Source organism: Kaistia nematophila, from assembly GCF_026343855.1.
Lineage (GTDB): Bacteria > Pseudomonadota > Alphaproteobacteria > Rhizobiales > Kaistiaceae > Kaistia > Kaistia nematophila.
This window is the reverse complement of the sequence record NZ_JAPKNK010000001.1, coordinates 899,394-917,290: the sequence shown is the minus strand read 5'-3', so window position 1 is coordinate 917,290 and position 17,897 is coordinate 899,394. Positions and strand designations below refer to the sequence as shown.

Below are 17,897 nucleotides of genomic sequence, written 5' to 3'. Positions count from 1 at the left end.
CCCTCTCAGACCCGCCATGCTAGGCTGGCGCGTCGACGCGGCGGATTGCGCCCGTCGCGCGCATGCGTGGCCGGTCCTGTCCCGCGGAATGCCGGCATGAAGACAGGAAGCCGCCCCTCCAGGAGGAAGACCTTGAAATGCTGACCCGACGCTCCCTTCTAGGCGGCCTGCTGGCCGCCGGCGTCCTCGCCCCGCTCGCCGCCGTCGTCGCCCCGGCCGACGCCGAGGCACAGGGCCGCCCGAACAACAACAGCCGGCCTCCCAACAACCATGGCCGGCCGAACCGGCCGCCGCCGCGCGCCCGCCAGGAGCGCCGGCCACCTCCGCGCCGCGGCTATATCTGGGTCCCGGGCTACTGGACCTGGAGCCATCGCCACCGGAACTATGTCTGGGTCCCCGGCCGCTGGGAGCGCAACCGTCCCGGCTGGCACTTCCGCCAGCCGACCTGGGTGCTGCGCGGCAATGGCTGGGAATTCCGCGCCGGCGGCTGGTATCGCTGACCGCATGAAAAGCCGGGCAGTCCGCGCCTGAGCGGATTGGCCCGATCACGGCACTGCGCCACCACCTTCGGCGGCGCAGACGCCTTTCTGCAGCTTGGTTCTTGCGCCTCGCGAGACCTGGGCTCCGGAGCCGCGGGCCCCGGTCCGACGCCGCTAGGGCGATGGCGCCTGGGCCGTCGGCGCGGAGGGAAGCAGGCTTTCGATCCGCTCTCCCACGTACGGGAAGAAGGGGTTCGACGACATCCGCATCAGCGTGTCGAGCCCGACGATCAGCGTGCCGCGCTCGCCGCGCGAGGCGATGTCGCCGAGATGAATGCCAAAGTCGTCGGCGGGATCGGGATGGGTGCCGTAGAGACCGTCGTTGACGGGGAACGGCAGCGCCACATGCGACAGCGAATAGATGTCGGGCGGATAAACGAGGCCGATCGGTTCCGCCTTTGGCTGCGTCTGGTCCGCCTCCACGATGCGCGCCTCGACCGCGTCGCTGCCCGGTGCTTGGTTCGTGATCACGGTCGTCCGATAGCGCCGCGGCCCGGGCGGCAGGATGCGCTCGACCGCCGTTTCGGCGGCGCTGCTCAAGAGCGGCCCGAGATCGGCGTTGCGGTTGATGTCGAACAGCACCAACTCGCTGCCATTGTCGGGCAGGTTGCCGTAGAGCGCCGAAACGATGGCGGGGGCGCTGACGGTGAAATCGACGATCGACTGGAAGGTCAGCACCGGCGCTAGCGTACCGAGCCTGCCATCGCGGGCGAGCCGGGTGATCCGGTCCTGCAGGGCGGCGGTCAGCTCGTAGGACTGGCGGGCGGCGTTGACCGGAAACGAGTTGTACTTGAACGGATTGAATTCCGGCACGATGCCGAGCCAGGCCGTCTTGGCGAAGGCCGGGAAGATCGCCGGCAGACCGGCGAGGCCGGCGAAGCGGGCAAAGCGCGTGACGCCGACCATCGGCGAGAACAGCACCAGCTGGTCCGGGCGGGCCAGCGTGCTGTCCTCGACCGCGTCGAGCGCATACATCAGCGCCAGCGCGCCGCCATTCGAATAGCCGACGACATGCAGCGGCGCCGTGCCGCCCGCCAGTCGCCGCGCCTCGCGCACCGCCAGCCTCGTCGCCGCCAGCCATTGCTCCCAATGGACGTTGGTCAGCCCGGCCGGAATCGTGCCGTGGCCCGGCACGCGCAGGCCGACCGCGACGAAGCCGTGATCCCGGTAGAGTTTCGCGATGTGGCGAAGGCTGTAGGGGGAATCGGTCAAGCCGTGCAGCAGCACCACCGCGCCGACCGGCGGACCATCCGGCATCAGGACGAAGGAGCGGTTCCAGTCGGTCTGGAAATTCGGCGTGTAGAGCGGGCTGCCGGCGAAATAGCGATTGGAGGGCTGCTGCTGCGCCGGCTTCAGCTTGTCGGTCACATTGACGCGAACGTCGTCGAAAACAACCGTCTCCGCCTTGAGATAATCCTCCCAGCTGGCGCTATCGAGCTGCTTGACCGACAGCTCGTGCGTGGCGTGCTTGTGCCAGAGCTGCAGCGGCGGGCCGCGCAGCACGTCGACCACCCGGGCGGTGAGCAGCGTCAGCGCGATCACGGCGACGATGATCGTGGCGCGCTTCAGGTAGCGCAGGAGCCGGCGGGTCATGAAGCGGGATGTCTCCGAGGAAGGCAGCCATCAGATCCCGCCCCCCATGGCGGCGCGGCCATGGGGACGGTTTCCCCTTCAATGGGCGACAATCGAGGCGGACGCAACCACGGATCGCAGCGCCAGTGAGACCGCAGCGCGACGTCAGTAGTCGACCGCGTCGCGGCTATAGAGCGCCACCAGCGCCAGGAACATCAGGGCCGGGTCGCTCGCGAAGATCTGCATGTCCAGCCCCTCGCGCCGGACGAATCGGCGCTACCTGCCCAACATCGCATCAACTATTCCGCTGCAATGCCCGACATGCAGCGCCACGCCGAGGCAGTGCCCCGCCACAATCGGCGAACCGCAGGCGGCGGGCGCCATGGCGCGAGACTTGCTTGCTGGATGGCAGGCTGCGTCGTGAAATCCGTCATGTCCGGCTGCCCACCTCCAAGCCGGAAGCGTCCTGTGTTCGACCTCGTCCTCCGCGATGCCACCCTCCCCGATCGAGGCTCCGGCCCGCTCGATATCGGCGTGATCGACGGCCTGATTGCCGCGATCGGACGGGATCTCGGCTCCGCCCGACTGGACGAGACGGCAGGCGGCCGGCTGGTGCTGCCCGGTTTCGTCGACAGCCATTTGCATCTCGACAAGTCCTGCATCCTCGACCGCTGCACCGCCGAGGGAGCGCTTGCCGACGCCATCGCCGAGGTAGCGCGGCTGAAGCGCGACTTCAGCGAGGAGGACGTCTATGCCCGGGCCGAGGCGACGCTGGTGAAGGCGATCCTGCAGGGCACGATGCGCATCCGCAGCCATGTCGAGATCGATCCCCGCATCGGGCTGCGCTCCTTCGCGGCGCTGAAGCGCCTGCAACGCGACTATGCCTGGGCGGTCGATCTGGAGCTCTGCGTCTTCCCGCAGGAAGGCCTGCTGAACGCCCCCGGCACGGAGGAACTGCTGGTCGAAGCCTGCGAGATGGGCGCCGACCTGATCGGCGGCTGCCCCTATACCGACAGCGACCCGCAGGCCCATGTCGACCGCATCTTCGCCATCGCCCGGCGCTTCGATCTCGATATCGACTTCCACCTCGATTTCGACCTCGATCCGAGCTGGATGCATCTCGACGCGGTGATTGCCGCGACCGAAAGGAACGGCTGGGCCGGCCGCGTCGCCGTCGGCCATGTCACCAAGCTTTCCGCCATTCCGCCCGAGGCGCTGACGACGATCGGCAACCGGCTGGCGGCGGCCGGCATTGCGGTCACCGTGCTGCCGGCGACCGACCTGTTCCTGATGGGGCGCAGGCACGATCACAACGTCCCGCGCGGCGTCGCGCCGGCGCACCGGCTTGCGGAACTCGGCGTTACCTGCTCGCTCGCCACCAACAATGTGCTGAACCCGTTCACGCCGTTCGGGGACGGCTCGCTGAACCGCATCGCCAATCTCTATGCGAATGTCGCGCAGCTGGGCCGCAAGGCCGAGATGATCTGCTGTCTCGACATGGTGACGGCGGGCGCGGCGCGGCTGATGCGCTGCGCCGACTATGGCATCGACATCGGCAAGTCGGCCGATCTGGTGGTCATGGACGCGACCGATCCGGCGCTTTCGGTCGCCGAGATCGCGCAGCCCCTGATGGGCTTCAAGCGCGGCATCAAGACGTTCGAGCGCGCCGCACCCCGCCTGCTCCGGCCCTGACGGACGGAGGCCGCGGCCGCCCGCGAGGGCCGGCCGCGCATTGACAAGCAGGCCGGGCTCCTGTCCGATCCGCCGACGGACAGGACGGAGTGGCTCGCGTGGCCGGAGAAATACGCCTCGGAACGATGGCGACGATCGCGATGCTGGTCGTGCTGGCGAGCCTCGGGCTGGTCGATGCGCTCGACCGGTTCGGCGCCTGGCCGGTGCTGCCCGCACTGTTCCCGATCGTGCCGCTGGCGATCGCCGCCGTGGTGGCCGTCCTCATGCGCTCGCTCGATTTCGACGACATTCTCCGCGGCGGCAACATCCAGTCTTCAGGCGTCGGCTGGGCGCTGGGCGGGACCGCTTTGTCGACCGTGGTGCTGGTCGCGAGCCCGGTCGGCACGGCACTCGGCGGCGGACGCGGCATCCTGCTGATCGCCGCCTTCGTGGTCGGCCTGGCGCTTGCGAGCCTGCTGGTCGCGCCGGCGCTGCGCAGCACGCGCGCCACGACGCTCGCCGAGGCCTGCGGCGCGCGGTTCGGCGCGACGACGCGGGCGCTCGCCGCTTTCGCCGTCATGCTGACGCTGCTGCCGCTGCTTGCCGCCGAGACGACGCTGGTCGGCACCATCGCGTCGCGCATGCTGGGACTGTCGCCCCGGCTGGCCGAAGACGTCATCCTCGCTCTGGTGGCGCTTGGCTGCATCGCCGGCGGGCTGCGCGCGGCGATCGCGCTCGCCGCCGTGCTCGGCCCGATCGTGGCGCTTTCCTACCTCGTTCCCGTCGCCGCCGTCTCGCTGGGCGAAACCTGGCTGCCCATGCCGTGGATCGGCCTGGTCGAGCCCGGGACGCTGACGGCGGCGTCGCGCATCCCGAACTTCGTCATCGTCGCCTTCGCGATCTCGCTGGCGGTCGGCGTCGCGGTGATGCCGTCGCTGCTGTTTCCCGCCTGGACCGCGGCAAAGGGGCTGCCGACGCGGCGGCACCTGCTGCTCGGCGTCGGCTTCGCGGCGGCCATCCTGCTCGCCGCGCCGAGCTACGCGGTCTATGGTCGGCTCGCCGGCATCGATGCCGCCGGCGATCCGCTGGGGCTCGTCGTCAATTTCCCGAACCGGGTCGGCCTTTCCGCCATGCCGGCCGTGATGCTGATCGGCGGTCTGCTCTCGGCCGCGCTGATCACCATCGCCATGGCGCTGGCGACGACGGCGACGACGATCGGGCAGGATCTCTATGGCGGCCTCCTCGAAAGGCGGGCGCCGGCAGGGCGCCGCATCTTCATCACCCGCCTCGGCATGATCCTGGTCATCGGCGCGATCCTCGGCATCAATCGCCTGTCGCTCGGCAGCGTCGCCATGCTGGCCGGCGTGTCGCTGTCGATCGCCGCCGCCAGCCTCGGCCCCCTCCTGCTGGTGGGCTGGCGCCTCGCCGCCACGACGCGGACCGCCGCGGTCGCGGCCATCGCGGTCGGCCTGTGGCTGACCGTCGCCGACGTGCTGCTCGCCCGTTTCGCGCCGGCGTTTTCGAGCGCCTATCTCGGCATGGGCACGGTGACGCCGACCGTGCTCGGGCCGACGGGGTGGTTCGGCCTGCCGGTCGGGCTTTCCGGCCTGATCGGGCTCGTCTGCGGGCTGGCGACGCTCCTCGCCGTGTCGCTGCTGCCGGGCATCCACTGGCCGCTGGTGTGGCTGCGGCTGCGCTATCTGGCGCGCCGGCTGAAGCGGAAATTCGCGGACTGGCGGCAGCGCATCGCGACCCCACCGCCCGTCGCGACGGCCGAAGCCGCCGCCGAGCCGGTGATAGCCGAGGCCGAAAGCGCGCCGGAAGCGCCACCGCCGGCCGCCGACATTCCGATGTTCGGGCCGTTCCCGGAGCTGGAGAACCCGGCGCCGGGCGACACCCGAACGATCCGCCACCTCCCCGGAGTTTGACATGCCGCCCGATTCCTCCGCCCAGGTGCGCCTGCAGCTCTTTCCGCCCGTCGAGCCCTATGCCGTCTATCGGCTCAAGGTTTCGGAGCTGCACGAGATCCATGTCGAGGAATGCGGCAATCCGAACGGCAAGCCGGTGCTGATGGTGCATGGCGGCCCCGGCGCGGGCTGCGGCCCCAACATGCGCCGCTACCACGATCCCGCCGCCTACCGGATCATCCTGTTCGACCAGCGCGGCTGCGGTCGCTCGACGCCGCATGCCGAGTTGCGCGAGAACACGACCTGGGACCTGGTCGCCGACATGGAGCGTATCCGCACCCATCTCGGCATCGAGAAATGGCAGTTGCTTGGCGGCTCCTGGGGCTCCTGCCTGGCCCTCGCCTATGCCGAGACACATCCCGAGCGCGTCAGCGAACTGGTGCTGCGCGGCATCTTCACGCTGCGCCAGCGCGAACTCGCCTGGTTCTATCAGGAAGGCGCTTCCTGGCTGCTGCCGGAGGCTTTCGAGACCTACCAGGCGCCGATCCCCGAGGACGAGCGCCACGACATGATCGCGGCCTATCATCGCCGCCTGACCACCGGCGACGAGGCCTCGCAGACCCGCTTCGCGCGGACCTGGGCGATGTGGGAGGGGAATGCGCTGTCGCTGCTGCCGGACCCGCTGCGCGTCTCTGCCTTCGGCTCGCCCTACTACGCGCTCGCCTTCGCCCGGATCGAGGCCCATTATTTCGTCAACAAGGGCTTCTTCGACCGCGACGACCAGCTTCTCGCCGACGCCCATCGCATCGCCGACATTCCCGGCGTCATCGTGCATGGCCGCTACGACCTCTGCACGCCGGCGGCGATCGCGTGGGACCTGTCGAAGGCATGGCCGGGCGCCGACCTGCACATCGTGCCGGATGCCGGCCACGCCATGTCGGAGCCGGGCAACGTCCACGAACTGATCGCGGCGACGGAACGCTTCAAGTCCCGCTAGCGCCACGGCCATGCGTGGATGGCGGCGTCAGGTCCTGTCGCCGTCCGTCTCGCGCTTCATCTCGCGCACCATGCCGAAGAAGCGGCTCATCAGCTCCTCGCTGAAATTCAGCGCGCGGTCGAGCTCCGGGTCGCCGGAGGACTGCGCGGTTCCCTTCGCCTTCGGCCCGCCCTCGACCGCATCGAGGCGACCGCGCAACGTCGCCACCTCTCGCTCGAGCGCATCGACCTTGCCGGCCAGCGCCACGGCCGGATCGGGCGTGGAAAGCACGTTTTCGGGAATTGCGGCACAGGTCCAGACCGAGCCGGCGGCCGCGTCGCCGCGCCGGCAATGCGAAACAGTCCCGGTCTGCGTATCGAGCCGGACGAAACCGCCCTCGGCCGGCACCATGGTGTAGCGCCCGACGCCGGCTTCATCGGCGGCGGACGAAGCGGCCTGTGTCTGCGCGTTGGGAGCGGCCTCGGCTGTCTGCGCCGAGGCGGAGGCAGCCGACATCGACGCCAGCAAGCCCAGGATCAGGGCGGCACACCAGACCGGGCGCGGGCCTTCGCCGGCGCGCCCCGGGGTAGAGATGATCCGCATCGGCTTCCTCCCTGGTTTTATCCCGTGAGCCCCAAGAGGCAAGCATAGCACGGGAGGAAGGGGGCGCGAACCCGGAGGGTCGTCCGACCAGCGGCGCCGCGCCGCCCGCCTTCCAGAAAACAAGGCCGGCGCCCGCGGGGGAGGAGATTTCCGGGCACCGACCTCGATGGCGCGCCGCCGGAGCGGCGCAGCCAGCCAACCTCGTTCGGCGCCTCAGGCGGCGCCGGCTTCCTTCTGGCGGAGCAGGCCGGCGACGACGTCGACCGTGCGGCGCAGCTCGTCGAGCGCCTGCTCGATATCGACCTTCTGGCGTTCCAGCACGTCGATCTGCTCGTTGAACTTGCGGAGCGCCAGCCGCATCTGCAGCACCTGGCCGTCCTTCAGATCGTAGAGATCAAGCATCTCCTTGATCTCGGTCAGCGAGAAGCCGACCTTCTTGCCCATCAGGACCAGCTTGAGACGCGAACGGTCGCGGCGCGAATAGATGCGGTTGAGGCCTTCCCGGCGGGGGTTCAGAAGGGCCTTGTCCTCGTAGAAGCGCAACGTGCGCAGCGTGACGTCGAATTCACGCGACAGATCGCCAATGGTGAAAGTGGTCTGCTTGTTGCCATCAGAGGCGCCGGCACCATCGATATCGTCGCGGGAAATCCCCGCCAGTTGGGCCATGCTCATCTTGTCATCCTTGTTCTTGTTCGGCGCGAAAGCGGCGGACCGGCGTCGGCCCGCCGAAATGCGTTCCTCAGTCATGATGGTGTCGCTGCGTCAGGTAAAGCGCTTTATCGTCACCTAACGGAAATCTCTTTCCTCATAACTGTTAAGTGGGGCTTCAAAAATCGGATTCCAAGCGGCGAAACCGCGCAATCCGGAGGGGATTGGTTAAGTCTCGTTACCGAAGCGTTGCGGATTGTCCTGCCGGTTAACCCGTTGTTTACCATGATGCATCGAAGCTCTAGGAACACGCCGGAGTGGAATCACGCGGCGCGGCAGCCGGTTTGCAACGGCGCCGCGACGCGGCTGGAACGGGGACGATGCCGATGGTCGGGGCATCCAGGGGGCGGAAGTCATGAAGACGGGCAGCAGCAGGTCGGGCTATGGGGCGAGCCGGCCGGGCTCCGACGCACCGTCGCGTCCCGCGGTCGAATTTCCGCGCCGCGCCGAGCCGGATGGCGCCGAACGCCTCGCCGCGCTTTCGGCCCTGGTCGACAGCCTCTCGCAGCAGATCGAAGTGATGGAAGGCGCCGCGATGCGCGCGCCGGTCCGGCGCGAGCCGCCGCAGCCCGCGTCGCCCGCCCCGGCGTCCGCTCCAGCCGCGACCCATGGCGATCCGGATCCGCGCCACTCGCTCGAAGGCCGCTTCGACGCGCTCGGCCGCCAACTGGACGACCGCCAGTCCGAGCGCTTGAGCGGTATCGAGACGCGGCTCGCCGCCATCGCCTCGCAGCTCGCCGCGGTCAAGGCGGCCCCCGCCGCCGCGCAGCCAGCACCCGCCGTCGAGCCGCCGCAGGCCGTCCGCGCCCCGGCGGAAGAGCCCGCCCGCCCGCAGCAGAAGCTCACCAGCCTGCAGGCCGCGATCGCCGAGATTTCCAGCCGGCAGAAGGCGATCGACCATGAGGCGAGCGCCCCGGCCAATCATTTCGACGCCATCGCGATCGAGGACGCCATCGCGGCGCTTCGCGACGACATCGCCCTGCTCGGCCGGCGCGTCAGCGCCGAGGCTCGCCGCAACGACGAGGCAAGCCAGACGCTGAAGACCGAACTGGCCGCGCGCATGGAAGCGCTGACGAGCCGCAAGGCCGCCGACCCGGCCCCCGCGCCCGACGCGATCGCCCTTTTGCGCCAGGACCTGGCCGAGATCCGCCAGTCGCTCGACCTGGCTGCCCGCGAGACGACGCTCGCCAGCATCGAATCCGGCTATGGCCACATCATCGAGCGGCTGGACGACATCGTCCGCCGCGAGCCGGAAACCGACCGCTTCGACCGCCTGGCGCACGAGATCGCCCAGCTCGCTGCGTCGATCGAGACCAGTGCGCCGTCGCGCGAGGTCGAAACCGAACTGGAAGACATCCGCAACGCCGTCGCCTCGCTGTCGATCTCCCGCTCCGACGCGGTCAGCGCCGCCGTCGAGCGGCAGATCTCCAGCCTGCACGCCGCGATCGACACGCTGGCCGCCCGACCGGCGCCGCCGGTCGACCTTTCCGGCATCGAACGCGAGATCGACTCGCTCCGCCGCGACCTCGACGGCCTGTCGCGCGGCGCCGATCCGCTGGCGCTGATCCGGCTGGAAAAGCAGATCGCCGGCATCCGCTCGACCATCGACGAGATCGACCCGCGCCCGGCCGGCCTCGACCCCACCGCCCTGTCACGGCTGGAAGACCGCATTGATGCGCTCGCCGGCCGTTTCGACGCCCTGGCCGAGCTGCCGACCCTGCGGGCGCCTGACGCGCTGGACGGGCTGCGCACCGAGATCACCCAGCTTCGCGAGGACTTCGCCCGGCCGAGCCGGCTCGACGCCATCGAGGAGCAGATGCAGGCCCTCGTCCGTCGGCTCGACGCGAGCGCCCGCCGCGACGATCATCAGGCGCTGGCGCAGCTCGAGGCCCAGGTCGGTGCGCTCGCCGAACAGTTCTCCGCCCTGCCCGGCATCGATGCGATCGGCCGCGTCGAGGACAATCTCGACCGTCTGCAGGACCTGATCGGCCACGGCCGCCAGGACACGATCGAGGCGGCGCGCGACGCCGCCCGCTCCGTCGTCCGCGAGCTGGCCAACAGCCTGCCCGCCCGCAACGACGAGGCGCTGATCCGTGGCCTGCGCGAGGACATGCGCCAGCTGCAGGAGGCGGCGGCCCGCTCCGACCGGCAGACGCACGAAACGCTGGAAGCAGTCCACAACACGCTCGCCAAGGTCGTGAACCGCATCGCGCAGCTCGAGTTCGGCGGCGCCGCCGAGGCTCCGTCCGTTTCCCGGCGCGAGCTTCACGAGACCGTCTCGTCGCTGCCCTTCGGCCTGCCCGAGGCGGACCGCCCGCTGGCGCCCGGTTCCGGCCAGCCGGTACTGCCGCCCTTCGTCGAGCCAGACGCCGGCCTCGCCCGCACCCAGGCGACGACGGCGCCGCAGCAAGGCCGGCCCGGCGACCGCAAGGCCGATTTCATCGCCGCCGCCCGCCGCGCCGCCCAGGCCGCGCAGACGGAATCGGCCGAGGCCGTCGCCGGAGGAGGCGATGCCCGGCCGAGCACGCTCTCCCGTATCGGCGACGCCCTGCGCTCGCGCCGCCGGCCGATCGTGCTGGCGATCGCAGCCATCGTGCTGGCGATCGGCGCCATGCAGCTGTCGCCCCTGCCTTCGCGCCAGGCCCGGGAGAACGCGACGCCGACTGATCCGGTCGCGACCGGCTCCGTCCCGGCCAAGCCGGCGCGTGACGTAACCCCGTCGAGCCCGGCGCCCGCCGCCCCGTCGGCGCCCGCCCCGCATGCCATGATCGCCCCGTCCGCCGATGGCGCCGGCGCGCTCGCCTTTACCCCGCCCGACGCAGCCGATGGCCAGATCGCGGCACTGGCCAGCGATCCGCCGCCGGCATCGGGCTTCACCAGCTCGATTCCGGACGGCGCGATGGCAGGTTCGGCGCTCGAGACCGCCGCCGCCAAGGGCGATGCGGTCGCCGCCTTCGAGGTCGCCCGTCGCCTCGCCGATGGCAGCAACGGCCAGCCGCGCGACGCGCGCCTCGCGGCCGAATGGTACGAGCGCTCGGCCAAGGCCGGCTTCGCGCTGGCGCAATACCGGATCGGCAGCCTCTACGAGCGCGGCGAAGGCGTCCCGCGCGACCTTTCCGCCGCCCAGGCCTGGTATGCCAAGGCCAGCGAGCAGGGCAATGCCCGCGCCGCCCACAACCTCGCCGTCCTGCTAAGCGAGGGCGCCACGGCCGAGCCGGACTATGTCCGCGCCGTGCAGTATTTCACCCAGGCCGCCAACTGGAACGTCGCCGACAGCCAGTACAATCTCGGCGTGCTCTATGCCCGCGGCCTCGGCGTCGGCGTCGATCTCGTGCAGTCCTACAAGTGGTTCGCGCTGGCCGCCCAGCAAGGCGATCGCGACGCCGGCAAGCGCCGCGACGAGGTCGCCAAGGCGATGACGGCCGACGCACTCGCCGCCGCCCGCGCCGCCGTGCAGACCTTCAAGCCGAAGCCGCTCGACACCACCGCCAATTCCGAACCGGCGATCAAGCCGGAATGGAAGCCGGCGAGCCCGCAGACAACGATGCGCGACACCAAGGCGGGCAGCGCGACGCGCGGCTGACGGATGCCCGGACGGCGGCGACAGCCGCGGCCGTCCGCGCGACACCCAGCCGCTGCAGTTCCCTGGCCCCGCGCCGTGGACCGCCCATGGCCGATCTGTCGTTGACAGAGCGGGTGCAAGCGGCTTTATCGGCCGGGTCGGCGGCGCTGAGGATTGGATCGGCGTGGCCGCGCGCGGTCCTGCCGGGGGATTTTCCGGCAAGGCCATCGGTCCGTTTCGGCCTCCGCCTCCACCCTTCGCCAATGGTTCTGTCGTCGTGCAGATCTATCTCCCCATAGCCGAACTGCCGGTGAACATGTTCATCATCTTCGGCATGGGCGGCGCCGTCGGCTTCCTGTCGGGGCTGTTCGGGGTGGGCGGCGGCTTCCTTCTGACACCGTTGCTGATCTTTTCGGGTATTTCGCCGGCCGTCGCCGTCGCCAGCACCACGGCGCAGGTCGTCGCCTCGTCCTCCTCCGCCGCGATCACCTATTATCGCCGCCGGATGATCGACATGAAGCTCGCCGGCGTGCTGGTTGCCTCGGGCGTGCTCGGCTCTACCATCGGCGTCGGAATCTTCAGCCTGCTGCGCCGCTGGGGCCAGCTCGATTTCGTCATCGCGGTCTGCTACGTGACCTTCCTCGGCCTGGTCGGCGGACTGATGCTGACGGAATCGATCCGCGCCATCATCAACGCCCGCCTCGGCCGTCCGGCGCCGCTGCGCCGCCCCGGCCAGCACAACTGGGCGCATGGCCTGCCGTTCAAGATGCGCTTCAAGCGCTCCAAGCTCTATGTCAGCGTCATCCCGGTGATCGCCATCGGCGTCGGCATCGGCATCCTCGGCTCGCTGCTCGGCATCGGCGGCGGCTTCATCCTGGTCCCAGCGCTGATCTACCTGCTGCGCGTGCCGACCAACATCGTCATCGGCACCTCGCTGATCCAGATGACCGGCACCATGGCGGTGGCGACCGTGCTGCAATCGACCACCAACCACACGGTCGATGGCGTGCTGGCGCTGATCCTGATGGTCGGTGGCGTCATCGGCGCGCAATTCGGCGCCCGCGTCGGCGCGCATGTGCGCGGCGACCAGCTACGCGCCATGCTGGCGCTGCTGGTGCTCGGCGTCGGCATCCGCTTCTTCGTCGACCTCGTGCACACGCCGGCGGACCTGTTCTCGCTGGCGACACTGGCGGGCGACACGCGGTGACACGGCTCGCCGCCCTGCTGGCCCTCTGGGCGATCGCGCTGGCGGCGGCGCCGGCCCGCGCCGAACAGCTGATCGTCGCGCTTTCGGCCGAGGAGGTGCGGATCACCTCCAACTTCACCGGCACCAGCATCACCGTCTTCGGCGCCATCGAGCGCGACGCCGCCACCGTGTCGCGCGCCGAGTTCTACGACGTCGTCGTCACGGTCAAGGGGCCGTCGGAGACCGTCGTCACAAGGCGCAAGGCGCGCTATGTCGGGCTCTGGCTGAACAGCGCCTCGCGCACCTTCGTCAACATCCCGTCCTTCTACGCGGTCAATTCATCCCGCCCGCTCTCCGAGGTAACGACGCCGCAGATCCAGAAGCGCTTCCAGATCGGCGCCGAGGCCCTCGTCTTTCCTGTGTCCGCCGATGACGACGCCGAGACCGCCGGGCCGGACGACGAATTCCGCCAGGCCTTCATCCGGCTGAAGCAGCAGGACGGCCTCTATCGCAGCGAAGCCTATGGCGTGAAATTCCCGGGCACGGAAATCTTCCAGACGGCGGTGCAGATTCCGGCCAACGTTCCCGTCGGCCGCTATCTGGTGACGGTCTACCTGTTCCGCGACGGCGCCATGCTCGCCTCCGACCAGTCGGAGATCCGCATTTCGAAGATGGGCTTCGAGCAATTCACATTCGACCTCGCGCACAACCAAGGCCTGATCTACGGCCTGATCTGCGTCATCCTCGCCGTCTTCACCGGCTGGCTCGCCGGCGTCATCTTCCGCAAGGACTGAGCCGCCTCACAGGCTTTCGAGGAAGGCGACGAGCGCTTCCCGTTCGGCCAGCGAAAGGCCGAGTGGCTTCAGGATCGGCGATGTGCGGCCCGCGAACGGCATCAACGGGTTCCTGGCCTCGGCCGCGTTGCGCGGCAAAGTGTGTCCGCCTCCGGTCTGGTAGAGCATGATGACATGCCGAAGCGTCGGCACGATGCCATTGTGCATGTAGGGCCGCGTCTCGCCGACGTGGCGGAGGCTCGGCGTGCGGAAGCGGCCGACATCGTCGAGCACGCCGGTCACGCCATAGCGGCCGACATCCTCCTTGGGACGCCCGAGCAGCGACAGGCCGAGATTGTGGAACTTCTCGTCCGTCATCAGCGGCCCGTTGTGGCAATTCATGCAGCCGGCCTTGGTGCGGAACAGATGCAGGCCGTAGACCTGCTGATCGGTCAGCGCCCGCTTGTCGCCCTGCACGAAGCGGTCGAACCGGGTCCGCTCCTCGAGCGTCGCCTCGAAGGCCGCGATTGCTTCGAGCACCTGTTCCGGCTCGATCCGATCGGTTCCGAACACGGCGGCGAAGCGGGCCGGATAGGCGGGGCTGGCCGCGAGCCGGCCGACCACGCCGGTCAGGTCGTGGTTGGCCATCTCGACCGGATTGACCAGCGGCTCGGCCGCCTGCGCCTCCAGATCCGGCGACCGGCCGTCCCAGAACAGGCTCCGCCGCAGCGAGGCGTTGAACAGCGGCATGGCGTTTCGCCGGCCCTGCGCGCGATCATGACCGAACGAGGTCTTGAGGCCGTCGCCCCAGCCGAGCTCGCGATTGTGGCAGCTCTGGCAGGCGATCTGGCCCGAGGCCGACAGGATCGGATCCTCGAACAGCGCCTTGCCGAGCGCGACCTTGGCCGGCGACGGATTCTGCTTCGGAAGCTCCAGCGCGGCCAGTTCGCGGAACTCGACGCTCGGGTCGAGCGTCGGCTGCGGCCAGGCCGCCGGGATGACCTCGTAGTAGCGCCGGAGCGCCGCAAGGGCCTCGCCGTCGGGCTCGCCCGGCAGATCCGAAAGCACCATGCCGCGCTTCTCCAGGGCGCGCGGCACGGCGGCGCTGACGAGCGCCATGCCGCCGCCGGCGACGAGGCATCCCGCCAGAACCACCCAGAAGGGACGCCATGCCGTCGCCATGCTCAAAACGTCGCCGCCGCGCCGAGCCAGACGCTGCGCCCGCGCAGCCACGGCGTTTCATCGGACGCGACCGCATTGGTGGTGTCGTCAAAAACGTTCTGCACCGACAGGTTGACGTCATAGGCACCGAACTTCGTTTCGGCCAGGCGATAGCTCGCGGTCATGTCCAGGGTCAGGCGCGGCTTGAAATCATAGTCCTCGAATATGTAGTGGGTCTTGCCGACGCCATCGCCGGATGAAAGCGGACATTTGGTCGAGGTCGCCGAAGCCGTGCAGGTGCTGTCCGTGTCGCGGACGCCCTCGAACCCGAGATTGAGGTTCACCGTCGCCCCCAGCTTCAGACGCTTCTCGAACCAGGCCGTGCCGACATCCATCGCCAGGCGGACGGGAATGTCCATGTTGCCCGTGACGAGCCCGAACTCGGACAGGGAATAGGACTGGCCATTGTACCAGATGCGATTGTCCCACTCGTCGTCGACATAGCCTTGCGAGGTCGTCTTCTGCTCCGACCACACGGCCGAGGCCACCAGCGAGAGGCTGTCGAGATTGCGCACGGGCAGCTTGTCCCACGACTTTCCATATTCCAGCGTCGCCGAGCGATAGGCGTTCGTGCCGCCATTGGTGAGGCCCAGATTGGTCGAGGTGCTGTCCTCCGCGACCAGGTACTGATCATGGCCCCGACGATCGATGTACCGGAAGCGGAACTCGCCGTCGAAAACAGGTTCCTTCCAGCGGACCGCGCCGGTGAACTCGTCCTTGTAGGGCGTGGTGAGGTCGGAGCCGGAGAAATTGTAATAGCGCTTGGTGGTCGGGGTACTCCAGGTATCCGAGACATTTCCCTCGGAATCATGCGTCCGCGTCACGGTGTAGCCGAGCGGCTGGCCGTCGCGAACGGCGTAGTAGACCGCATCGGCGTTGTAGTAGCGGTTGGCGCCCGCGACGAAAGACAGTCCCTCGAACGGGGTGTAGGTTGCCGCCAGGCGCGGCGCGATGTTCAGATTGCCGAAGAAGTCCTCATAGTCGGCGCGCAGGCCGGCGCGAACGTCGAACCAGCGCCACTTCTGGTCGATTTCGGCATAGGCGCTGAGCGAATTCAGCGAAACATCGTTCCGGTAGGCCTCCAGAACGCTCTTCGAGTAATTGTACTGCTCGCTCGTGCAGGCGGTATCCCCGGCCGGGCAGGTCCAGCCCGAGACGCCGGTCGGCAGGTTGAGCGTCGTGCGGTTCAGCGAGCGCAGGATGTATTCCTCACGCCCCCGGAATGCGTCGATGTGCTGATATTCGGCGCCGGTGCTGAACTTGCCCCAGCCGATGTCGCCTTCGAGCGATCCGATCAAACCCGTCTCGGTCTGGCCCTGCTCCTTGTTGCCATATCCGCCTTCCCGGCAGGTGGCGGCGGTTCCGCTGAACGTCACCGGTTCGCGGCACCAGGCGAGCAGGTCCGGATCGGTCGAATGGAACCAGAGGTCCGGGTTCGTCACGCTTGTCGAGGTGCGCGCCAGGATGGTTCGGTAGATGGTCTCGTTTCCACCGCCGTCATTGACCGTCTTGGAGTCGTTGTAGTAGCCGCGGGCCGTCATCTTGACGTTGCCGAGTCCGATTGCCGGAACGACCAGCGCCCCAAGCTCGCGCTCCCACTTCAGTTGAGAGGTCAGGCCCTTCGTTTGGGCGTCGATCTGCGTGTCGCGATAATAGATGCCGTCCCAGACCTTGCTGAAGTCGGTATAGGCACCCTCCAGCGTGAAAACGCCGAAGTCCGTGTCGAGCCGGCTCGACAGGCGGTAGAAGTCATTCGAAGATTCGTCGGATGCCGCCTCGTTATAGAGGACATAGGTCTTCTGCTTGTCCGACGAGCCTGCGCTCCGGCTGTATTGCGCCAGGATCGACCAGTCGCTGGTGAGAGGAATACCCACCGAGGCGGCAAACTGATATTTCTTGAAGTCCGGCTTGGCCTTGTCTTCCGGATTCTCCCCGTCCTCTGTGCCGAGCTTGTAGTGGACGAAGTCGTTGGTCTGGCCGCCGAAGCTGACCGAGCCGCGGATGCGGTCCTTCGGCGCCTCGGCCAGCTTGTAGTCGACGACGCCGCCCTGGAAATCGCCATAGCGCGCCGAAGCGTTGCTGTCGATCACGGTCGCCTGCTCGACGAACTCGGACGGCACGAAGATCGTCTGGGGGTGCAGGCCGAAAATCGCGTTGATGTTGGGCGTCTGCTCATCCGCCGAGAGATCGGACGTGAAAGACTCCTGACTGCCCGTGACGTTATTGATGCCGATGCCGTTCAGGCGGAAATTGTTCTCATAGACAAGGCCGCCGGAAATCGACACCAGCAGAGGCTGCGAACCGATCTCGTCGAACCCGTCCACGCCGGCATCGGTGCTCGCATAGTCCTGATACTGGACGTTCGGCAGATTGCGCAGGAAGCTGTTCGCGTCCTCGCTTCCGCCCGTCATGATCTGGAACGCTTCGCGCGAGACGACCGTCGTACCCGAATTCGTCGACGATCCGTCGCCGAGGCCGACGAAGAAGCGATTGGCGTAGACGACAATCGCCTCGAGCATGGTCGGCTGGGTTGTCGCGGCGGCCTCCTCGGCGACCGCGGGGGCCAGGCCGACTGCCATAAGGGCGGCGCCGACCAGGGCGCACGTTGCTAACTTCGGAATCCAGACACGGATCTCCGAACCGAATCCAACCACTCGCATGTTCAATCCCGCTCAGAATGGACGGATCGCCGGGTCGCGGTCCGCTGGGCAAGCGCGTGGTGTACGTATGTCCGATGGGCGCGTTGGTAATATAACCTGAATATTCGTGTCAACATATCGTCGACAGGATTTACACCGCCTCGTCAGGGCTTTCACGCGCGAGGCGGTCACGCAACAACACGCGCCAGCGTCCCGCTACGCGCAGGAGGCCAAGCCGCAAAGGCCGATGGACCGAAAAGCGCGGCGGCTCAGCCGCCCTTGCCCATGTTGAGCAGGCGGATGACGATCCAGACCGGGATGACGATGACGGCGCCGAGCAGGAAATACTTCCAGATCCACTCGATCGCGCCGAAGCCCATGTTCCAGATGCGCCAGACCAGTTGCTGCGCCTTCTCGACGATGTCGTAGGGCGACAGACCAAGCGCCGAAAGCACGATGCCGACGATCAGCGAGATGACGACCAGCCGGAGCAGGACCTGGGCGGGCGAGCCGCCCATGAAGCGTTGAAGGCCGTTCATC

The 17,897-nt window shown here is 68.4% G+C and carries 13 protein-coding genes; 7 read left to right on the top strand and 6 right to left on the bottom strand.

Translation table 11 applies throughout. From position 1 onward, the window contains the following. Nucleotides 1-137 precede the first annotated feature (137 nt). A complete protein-coding gene (locus tag OSH07_RS04155; RefSeq protein ID WP_266337324.1) occupies nucleotides 138-500 on the top strand; it encodes a hypothetical protein in 363 nt (120 codons plus the stop codon). Between the two features lie 153 nt (nucleotides 501-653). Here the strand turns inward: OSH07_RS04155 and OSH07_RS04150 are convergent, their stop codons facing one another. Further along, nucleotides 654-2,132 (bottom strand): alpha/beta hydrolase, encoded by a 1,479-nt coding sequence (locus OSH07_RS04150; RefSeq protein ID WP_266337323.1) that lies wholly within the window; start codon nucleotides 2,130-2,132, stop codon nucleotides 654-656. A 447-nt stretch (nucleotides 2,133-2,579) separates the two neighbouring features. Between OSH07_RS04150 and OSH07_RS04145 the strand changes: the two genes are divergently transcribed. From OSH07_RS04145 to pip, 3 genes are all read left to right on the top strand, one after another. Beyond that, nucleotides 2,580-3,803 carry an amidohydrolase family protein gene (locus tag OSH07_RS04145; RefSeq protein WP_266337322.1) on the top strand — a complete coding sequence of 408 codons (1,224 nt, stop codon included), beginning with the start codon at nucleotides 2,580-2,582 and terminating at the stop codon, nucleotides 3,801-3,803. A 98-nt stretch (nucleotides 3,804-3,901) separates the two neighbouring features. Next, complete coding sequence (locus tag OSH07_RS04140) at nucleotides 3,902-5,710, top strand: SLC5/6 family protein (protein WP_266337321.1); 1,809 nt, start codon at nucleotides 3,902-3,904, stop codon at nucleotides 5,708-5,710. 1 nt (nucleotide 5,711) lies between these two features. Beyond that, nucleotides 5,712-6,686, top strand: a complete 975-nt coding sequence (gene pip, locus OSH07_RS04135; protein ID WP_266337320.1) for a prolyl aminopeptidase — start codon at nucleotides 5,712-5,714, stop codon at nucleotides 6,684-6,686. 27 nt (nucleotides 6,687-6,713) lie between these two features. Here the strand turns inward: pip and OSH07_RS04130 are convergent, their stop codons facing one another. Both OSH07_RS04130 and OSH07_RS04125 read right to left on the bottom strand, forming a co-directional pair. Beyond that, nucleotides 6,714-7,268 (bottom strand): hypothetical protein, encoded by a 555-nt coding sequence (locus OSH07_RS04130; protein ID WP_266337319.1) that lies wholly within the window; start codon nucleotides 7,266-7,268, stop codon nucleotides 6,714-6,716. Nucleotides 7,269-7,481: 213 nt separating this feature from the next. Further along, on the bottom strand, nucleotides 7,482-7,940 hold the full coding sequence (locus OSH07_RS04125) for a MerR family transcriptional regulator (RefSeq protein WP_266330781.1): 459 nt from the start codon (nucleotides 7,938-7,940) through the stop codon (nucleotides 7,482-7,484). A gap of 391 nt (nucleotides 7,941-8,331) precedes the next feature. On the opposite strand from OSH07_RS04125, the gene OSH07_RS04120 reads away from it, so the two are divergent. The 3 genes from OSH07_RS04120 to OSH07_RS04110 all read left to right on the top strand — a co-directional run bounded on the left by OSH07_RS04120 (nucleotide 8,332) and on the right by OSH07_RS04110 (nucleotide 13,518). After that, nucleotides 8,332-11,559 carry a hypothetical protein gene (locus OSH07_RS04120; protein ID WP_266337318.1) on the top strand — a complete coding sequence of 1,076 codons (3,228 nt, stop codon included), beginning with the start codon at nucleotides 8,332-8,334 and terminating at the stop codon, nucleotides 11,557-11,559. A 256-nt stretch (nucleotides 11,560-11,815) separates the two neighbouring features. Then, complete coding sequence (locus OSH07_RS04115; RefSeq protein ID WP_266337317.1) at nucleotides 11,816-12,745, top strand: sulfite exporter TauE/SafE family protein; 930 nt, start codon at nucleotides 11,816-11,818, stop codon at nucleotides 12,743-12,745. Next, a complete protein-coding gene (locus OSH07_RS04110) occupies nucleotides 12,742-13,518 on the top strand; it encodes a TIGR02186 family protein (protein WP_266337316.1) in 777 nt (258 codons plus the stop codon). The genes OSH07_RS04115 and OSH07_RS04110 overlap by 4 nt, the downstream gene beginning before the upstream one ends. 6 nt (nucleotides 13,519-13,524) lie before the next feature. On the opposite strand, the gene OSH07_RS04105 is transcribed toward OSH07_RS04110, so the two are convergent. From OSH07_RS04105 to OSH07_RS04095, 3 genes are all read right to left on the bottom strand, one after another. After that, complete coding sequence (locus OSH07_RS04105; protein WP_266337315.1) at nucleotides 13,525-14,679, bottom strand: cytochrome-c peroxidase; 1,155 nt, start codon at nucleotides 14,677-14,679, stop codon at nucleotides 13,525-13,527. A 2-nt stretch (nucleotides 14,680-14,681) separates the two neighbouring features. Further along, nucleotides 14,682-17,297 carry a TonB-dependent receptor gene (locus tag OSH07_RS04100; RefSeq protein WP_266337314.1) on the bottom strand — a complete coding sequence of 872 codons (2,616 nt, stop codon included), beginning with the start codon at nucleotides 17,295-17,297 and terminating at the stop codon, nucleotides 14,682-14,684. Between the two features lie 329 nt (nucleotides 17,298-17,626). Beyond that, complete coding sequence (locus OSH07_RS04095) at nucleotides 17,627-17,896, bottom strand: DUF6460 domain-containing protein (RefSeq protein ID WP_420909589.1); 270 nt, start codon at nucleotides 17,894-17,896, stop codon at nucleotides 17,627-17,629. Nucleotide 17,897: the final 1 nt, after the last annotated feature.

Excerpts from the sequence above, each read along its gene's own strand:
- OSH07_RS04130 (WP_266337319.1), bottom strand. The coding sequence starts at position 7,268 with ATGCGGATCATCTCTACCCCGGGGCGCGCCGGCGAAGGCCCGCGCCCG.
- pip (WP_266337320.1), top strand. The coding sequence starts at position 5,712 with ATGCCGCCCGATTCCTCCGCCCAGGTGCGCCTGCAGCTCTTTCCGCCC.
- OSH07_RS04105 (WP_266337315.1), bottom strand. The coding sequence starts at position 14,679 with ATGGCGACGGCATGGCGTCCCTTCTGGGTGGTTCTGGCGGGATGCCTC.
- OSH07_RS04155 (WP_266337324.1), top strand. The coding sequence starts at position 138 with ATGCTGACCCGACGCTCCCTTCTAGGCGGCCTGCTGGCCGCCGGCGTC.
- OSH07_RS04120 (WP_266337318.1), top strand. The coding sequence starts at position 8,332 with ATGAAGACGGGCAGCAGCAGGTCGGGCTATGGGGCGAGCCGGCCGGGC.
- OSH07_RS04095 (WP_420909589.1), bottom strand. The coding sequence starts at position 17,896 with ATGAACGGCCTTCAACGCTTCATGGGCGGCTCGCCCGCCCAGGTCCTG.
- OSH07_RS04100 (WP_266337314.1), bottom strand. The coding sequence starts at position 17,297 with ATGGCAGTCGGCCTGGCCCCCGCGGTCGCCGAGGAGGCCGCCGCGACA.
- OSH07_RS04125 (WP_266330781.1), bottom strand. The coding sequence starts at position 7,940 with ATGAGCATGGCCCAACTGGCGGGGATTTCCCGCGACGATATCGATGGT.
- OSH07_RS04150 (WP_266337323.1), bottom strand. The coding sequence starts at position 2,132 with ATGACCCGCCGGCTCCTGCGCTACCTGAAGCGCGCCACGATCATCGTC.